The organism is Thermovirga sp. (genome assembly GCA_012523215.1).
Taxonomy (GTDB): domain Bacteria; phylum Synergistota; class Synergistia; order Synergistales; family Thermovirgaceae; genus 58-81.
Map to the genome: position 1 here is coordinate 1 of JAAYIZ010000094.1, position 4,674 is coordinate 4,674.

General features: G+C 55.6%; 8 protein-coding genes and 1 tRNA gene. 8 read left to right on the forward strand and 1 reads right to left on the reverse strand.

Annotation, left to right across the window (positions count from 1 at the left end):
- From GX108_02680 to GX108_02710, 7 genes are all read left to right on the forward strand, one after another.
- On the forward strand, nucleotides 1-219 hold a 219-nt coding region (locus tag GX108_02680; protein ID NLO55954.1), incomplete at its 5' end, for a hypothetical protein.
- A gap of 88 nt (nucleotides 220-307) precedes the next feature.
- Nucleotides 308-384, forward strand: a tRNA-Arg gene (locus GX108_02685).
- 142 nt (nucleotides 385-526) lie between these two features.
- Nucleotides 527-715: a hypothetical protein gene (locus GX108_02690; GenBank protein NLO55955.1), complete on the forward strand. Its 189-nt coding sequence runs from the start codon at nucleotides 527-529 to the stop codon at nucleotides 713-715.
- 292 nt (nucleotides 716-1,007) lie between these two features.
- Nucleotides 1,008-1,262, forward strand: coding sequence for a hypothetical protein (locus GX108_02695; GenBank protein ID NLO55956.1), 255 nt, complete (start codon nucleotides 1,008-1,010; stop codon nucleotides 1,260-1,262).
- A gap of 8 nt (nucleotides 1,263-1,270) precedes the next feature.
- Nucleotides 1,271-1,522, forward strand: a complete 252-nt coding sequence (locus GX108_02700; protein NLO55957.1) for a hypothetical protein — start codon at nucleotides 1,271-1,273, stop codon at nucleotides 1,520-1,522.
- A 129-nt stretch (nucleotides 1,523-1,651) separates the two neighbouring features.
- Nucleotides 1,652-2,260: a hypothetical protein gene (locus tag GX108_02705; protein ID NLO55958.1), complete on the forward strand. Its 609-nt coding sequence runs from the start codon at nucleotides 1,652-1,654 to the stop codon at nucleotides 2,258-2,260.
- Nucleotides 2,261-2,478: 218 nt separating this feature from the next.
- Nucleotides 2,479-2,697 carry a cold shock domain-containing protein gene (locus GX108_02710; GenBank protein ID NLO55959.1) on the forward strand — a complete coding sequence of 73 codons (219 nt, stop codon included), beginning with the start codon at nucleotides 2,479-2,481 and terminating at the stop codon, nucleotides 2,695-2,697.
- A gap of 97 nt (nucleotides 2,698-2,794) precedes the next feature.
- On the opposite strand, the gene GX108_02715 is transcribed toward GX108_02710, so the two are convergent.
- Entirely contained in the window at nucleotides 2,795-3,745 is a 951-nt protein-coding gene (locus GX108_02715; GenBank protein ID NLO55960.1) for a TAXI family TRAP transporter solute-binding subunit, read from the reverse strand.
- Between the two features lie 415 nt (nucleotides 3,746-4,160).
- On the opposite strand from GX108_02715, the gene GX108_02720 reads away from it, so the two are divergent.
- The coding region (locus tag GX108_02720) for a hypothetical protein (protein NLO55961.1) at nucleotides 4,161-4,674 on the forward strand (514 nt) is incomplete at its 3' end.

The following is a 4,674-nucleotide window of genomic DNA, read 5'->3' on the forward strand; positions in this document are numbered from 1 at the left end:
ATGACCGTAGATGAAGCCATACCCGAGATGGAGGTGTACCTTGACAGGGCTTTCCGCGCCGGGTACGGCGAAGTAGTCATTATCCACGGGAGGGGAGAAGGGATACTCAGGAGGGAGGTCCACTCCCTCTGCCGTGGTTTGCCCTATGTCGCCGATTTCCGGCTGGGCCACGCCAGCGAGGGAGGCTGTGGGGTGACGATAGTGTCCTTCAGAAGATGAGAAGCGGGTCTGTTGACGATAGGTAGCGGGAGACAAGGTCCCCTTGACAACATCGTGTCAGGGGCGTTAACCTAGGCGCCGCGGATGTGTGTCCGTAGCTCAGCTGGATAGAGCGTCGGCCTCCGGAGCCGAAGGTCTCGGGTTCAAATCCCGACGGGCACGCCAAATTTCTTCGATCGCCGCTACCGGCTCTCTCCGGAGGAGGAGCCGGTTTTTTTAAAAGGAGCCTTCAGATCATTTGCAAGGATGCGACCCAGTGCGTATTGCCCTGTTGATCAAACAGGTGCCCGGCTTGGACGATGTTCGAATGGATGAGGAGACAGGGACGATGATTCGAGAAGGGGCGGGGACGATAATAAATTCACTGGACCTTCATGCCCTTCAAAAGGCCTTAGTAATTCGTTCTTTAAGGGGCGGTAAAGTTACCGCCCTGTTGATGGGCCCCCTCCCAGGCAGAAGCCGCTCTCAGCGAGGTACTGGCCCTTGGAGCCGATGACGTGGACCCCCATTTCGCGGCTTCGGATGCCTATGCCACGGTCCAGGCATTGGCGGCCGTGTGCTAAAAAATCGGCTCCTATGACCTTATCTTTACCGGCGATAAGGGTACCGTCAAACTTGGGACCCTTGCCATCCCGGCCCCGAATTCCGACAGAAGGGGCTATGTAACAGCGATCACCTTTACGGATTAATGCTTCGAGAGCCGGATCAAACTCCTTGTACATGAGCGTTTTCAGGAGGATGACGTCAACATCCAGGACCAGAATATAATCGTTTCCGGTGGCAAGGGTATGAAAAAAGAGGATAATTTAGGTCTTCTCGCAGAACGGGCCGGCCTTCTGGATGGGGAGGTAGGGGCCAGCCGGGCGGCGGTGGACAATAAATGGATTGGCTACTTTCACCAGGTGGGTCTTAGCGGAAAAGTGGTTGCCCCGAAAGTTTATTTCGCCGTGGAAATCTCAGGGTCGGTTCAACACCTTGCCGGGATGCAAACCACCGAACTCGTAGTAGCCATCAACAAGGGTCCGGGAGTCCTCAATCTTTAGGATGGCGGATAATCAGTCTCTGCGGCGATCTGTTCGAAATTGTGTCCAGAGTGACAGAGGGCATCAGGGCCAGGGAGGATCTTTACCGTTCGACCAGGGACCTTGGCGGCACTCTTTCCGGGGAGCATGGCGTGGGACTTAAGCGAAAGGCCTATCTTGGGATGTTCCTCGACAAGACCCAGATGGAACTTATCAGGGGGATAAAAAGGGTGTTCGATCCCCACTTCATCCTCAACCCGGGGAAGATCGTCGACCCCTGACGGCAAGCCCCCGGGCCTGCCGTGACAACCCTCTAGCCTTTGTCAAGGCGCAATCCTGCCTCCACTCTGGTATGATACGGGCATCCTGCGAGGGACATAACACAACTCCGGTAAGGAGGTGTGCCCCTTATGAAAGGCAAAACTACCTTTTCTGCAGTCCTTTTGCTTTCATTCATTCTGGCCACTCAGGTTGCCCTTTTCGCCCAGCAATGGTTCGAACAGCCCCTTTTCCCTGAAGAAGCTTCGGGAAGAGGACCTTGTTGGGGGGCCTGGTTCTTCGACGGGAGCCGATGGTTCAGAGAGGCAGTAGCTCCTGATAAAGACGGCGCAATCCGGTATTTCGCCGATGTCTTCGGTCACTGGTACAGCCTGGAGCCCTCCTCTGGGGTGCCCGCCCCGGCGGACCCTCCAAGATGGTATCCCTGGGAAGACACGCCCGAAAGGAGGGGGCTTCCTCCTAAGGGACGGGACGAGGTTCTCTCCGGTGAGGAAAGGACTTCCTTCCGGATGGGGGAATGGGAGAATTATTTCGGAGGCTGGTTTCGAAGGATCAGTCCCCCCGGTCTCCAACCCTTCGGTGTTACCCACCTGATCGACAGCGTGGGTAACTGCTATATCCTGGTGGTATACCCGGGTGCCTCCCCGAGACCTGTCGAGAGGTTCGCCTGGTTCACCGGTTTACCTTCGGGTTGGGTGGTAAAACCGGGGACGACGGTGCTGGTGGAGTTAAAACCGTAGAACGGCCGCTTTTGGACGAGGAACCCTTTTTTGAAAAAAAGAGGCATTCATGGTGTACTGGGCGACGTGGGCATTACCCTTCAAAGGAACGAGCTCCGATGGCATGACGGTCGGATAGAGCGGTGGTGTCGCCCAGCAACTTGACAAATCCTTTAGGATGCCCTATTGTTCGCCACGGTGGCGAAAGCCACCGAAAACACTTTCTGGCAACAGAAGAAATGGGAGGCAGGATTTTGACAACACAGGGTACAGTGAAATGGTTCAACGACGCTAAGGGGTATGGATTCATCACTACCGACGACGGGAAAGATGTTTTCGTACATTTCAGCGCCATCGAAGGTGAAGGCTTCAAGTCACTCGCGGAGGGCCAGGCGGTTTCCTTCGAAATTACCGAAGGGACCAAGGGTCCCCAGGCCGCGAACGTCCAGAAACTTTAAACCGAAAAAACGTTGAGATAAAAGGGCGGCACCCCAAGGTGCCGCCCTTTGTTTGTCGGCAGTTGCCCCGAAGGTTTTCTCCACGGGGGAATCAAGCCTAAAACGTGGGGACCTTCATGCCTATCTCACGATAGTACCTGGCCGCGCCAGGATGCATCGGCACAGAGATGCCATCGAGAGCGGTGTCGAGGGTAATCAGCTGTCCCTTGGCGTGGACTTTCTGTACATCGGCGATGTTCTCCCAGAAGGCTTTGGTGATCCTGTAGACAAGGTTCTCCGGGAGGTCAGCGTCGCAGACCCACATGGCTTGAACCGCCACAGTCTGGACGTCCTTGTCGACTCCCCGGTAGGTGCCGGCAGGGACGACATCCTTGACAAAGAAGGGGAACTCGGCATGGAGATCCTCGATCATTGCATCATCGAACTCGATGAGGGTCATGTCATGCAACGTCGCTAAGTCCATTATCGAAGCCGTAGGATAACCGGCGACGACGAAACCAACATCGAGCTGCCCATCCTTCATCCTCTCGGTGGTCAGGTTGAAATCGAGGAAATCGGCGTTGACATCGGAGTATTTGTAGCCCAGGGATTTAAAAATGAGAGAGACGTCAACCTGGACACCGGAACCAGGAGCCCCTACGGAGACTCTCTTGCCCGGCAGGTCGCGGATGGATGTCACTCCGGACTTCTTCATGGCTATGGCCTGGACCGTTTCGGGATAGAGAGAAGCGATGGCCCGGACGTTCTTGTAGGGTGACTGAAACATGAACTTGCCCTCGTAGGCGAAGGCCGCGACGTCGTTCTGGACCATGGCCATCTCGATCTGGTGGGTGCCGATCAGGTTCAGGTTTGCCTGGGACGCGTTGCCTGTCTCCGCGGTCACCTGGACATCCGGAAGGGCTTTACTGATCACGTCGGCCATGCCGCCGCCTATGGGATAGTAGGTCCCGCCCGTGCCCCCCGTGGCGAGGGACAGGAAGGTCTGGGCCGAGGCGCCCGCCGCCAGGGCCATAACCATAACCAGGGCTAGCGCAAGGATCTTTTTCATGAAAAAATCGCCTCCTCTGTTTTATCAGATACTGGCATCCATACAGGTGACATGTCCCGCAAGGCTGAGTCTGGAAATCACCTCCCTGGAGGACTGCATAAACGGGCTATTCAATACGGCTTCAATTTTAAACAAAAAATATGAAGGGTTCAAGTTTATGGAACGGCCTCTATCCTAGCCGATATCGGTCGATACTGACCTATATTACCCGCTCGCTCGCCATTAGTATATACTTATAAAGAAAACTTTTGACGGGCCCGGGAGGCGGGTCATTGACCTCCGTACGATCCGGGGGGATTATACGATAATGCGGGAGTTATGGGGTTTGGTAAGGAAAAGCGGAGTGGAACAGGAAGACGCACCGGACAGGACGTCCCGGGATGCGCCCTGTGATGATGCAGTCCAAGGGCGAAGGATGATGGAACTGTCGGTGGTCATAACCCTTACTGACGACAGCCAGATAGGTCGGTCCGCTCTCATTCTCGCTTCCACGACGGGTCAGGAGGAGGAGAGAATCCTCAAGGAGCAGATCATCAATTTCGGCTGGAAAGCCGTGGCGACCGAGGTCGGTGGACTTGCCGGGGACCTGCCCCAGAAGATCACCAGGGCCGTGGTCGGGGCCGCTCTGAACGGTGAGATCGTCAGGAAGAATTCCAACGAGATGCATGCCCTGATGCATGCAGCCTTCGAGGCCATGAACGGCTTCATCTCGGTAGGGATGCTGGAAACAAGTATAGGCATGAAGATCGGGATCGTCAGGAACAGGCACTGGATCGCCGTAGCGGTCGTCGGCGATTCGGCCTACCATGCGGTTGCCCACCATGAGAGGTGCGGATTGGGGGTTATGCATATTTGCTCCGCAAGGGCCGTCCTTATTGTTTTTTCAACAGCCCTGTGTTACATTCCTTCCTTGTGGAATGAAAAGATAG

Bases quoted from the DNA above. Each gene is read 5' to 3' on its own strand.
- GX108_02690 (NLO55955.1), top strand. From the start codon at position 527: ATGGATGAGGAGACAGGGACGATGATTCGAGAAGGGGCGGGGACGATA.
- GX108_02695 (NLO55956.1), top strand. From the start codon at position 1,008: ATGAAAAAAGAGGATAATTTAGGTCTTCTCGCAGAACGGGCCGGCCTT.
- GX108_02705 (NLO55958.1), top strand. From the start codon at position 1,652: ATGAAAGGCAAAACTACCTTTTCTGCAGTCCTTTTGCTTTCATTCATT.
- GX108_02710 (NLO55959.1), top strand. From the start codon at position 2,479: ATGGGAGGCAGGATTTTGACAACACAGGGTACAGTGAAATGGTTCAAC.
- GX108_02715 (NLO55960.1), bottom strand. From the start codon at position 3,745: ATGAAAAAGATCCTTGCGCTAGCCCTGGTTATGGTTATGGCCCTGGCG.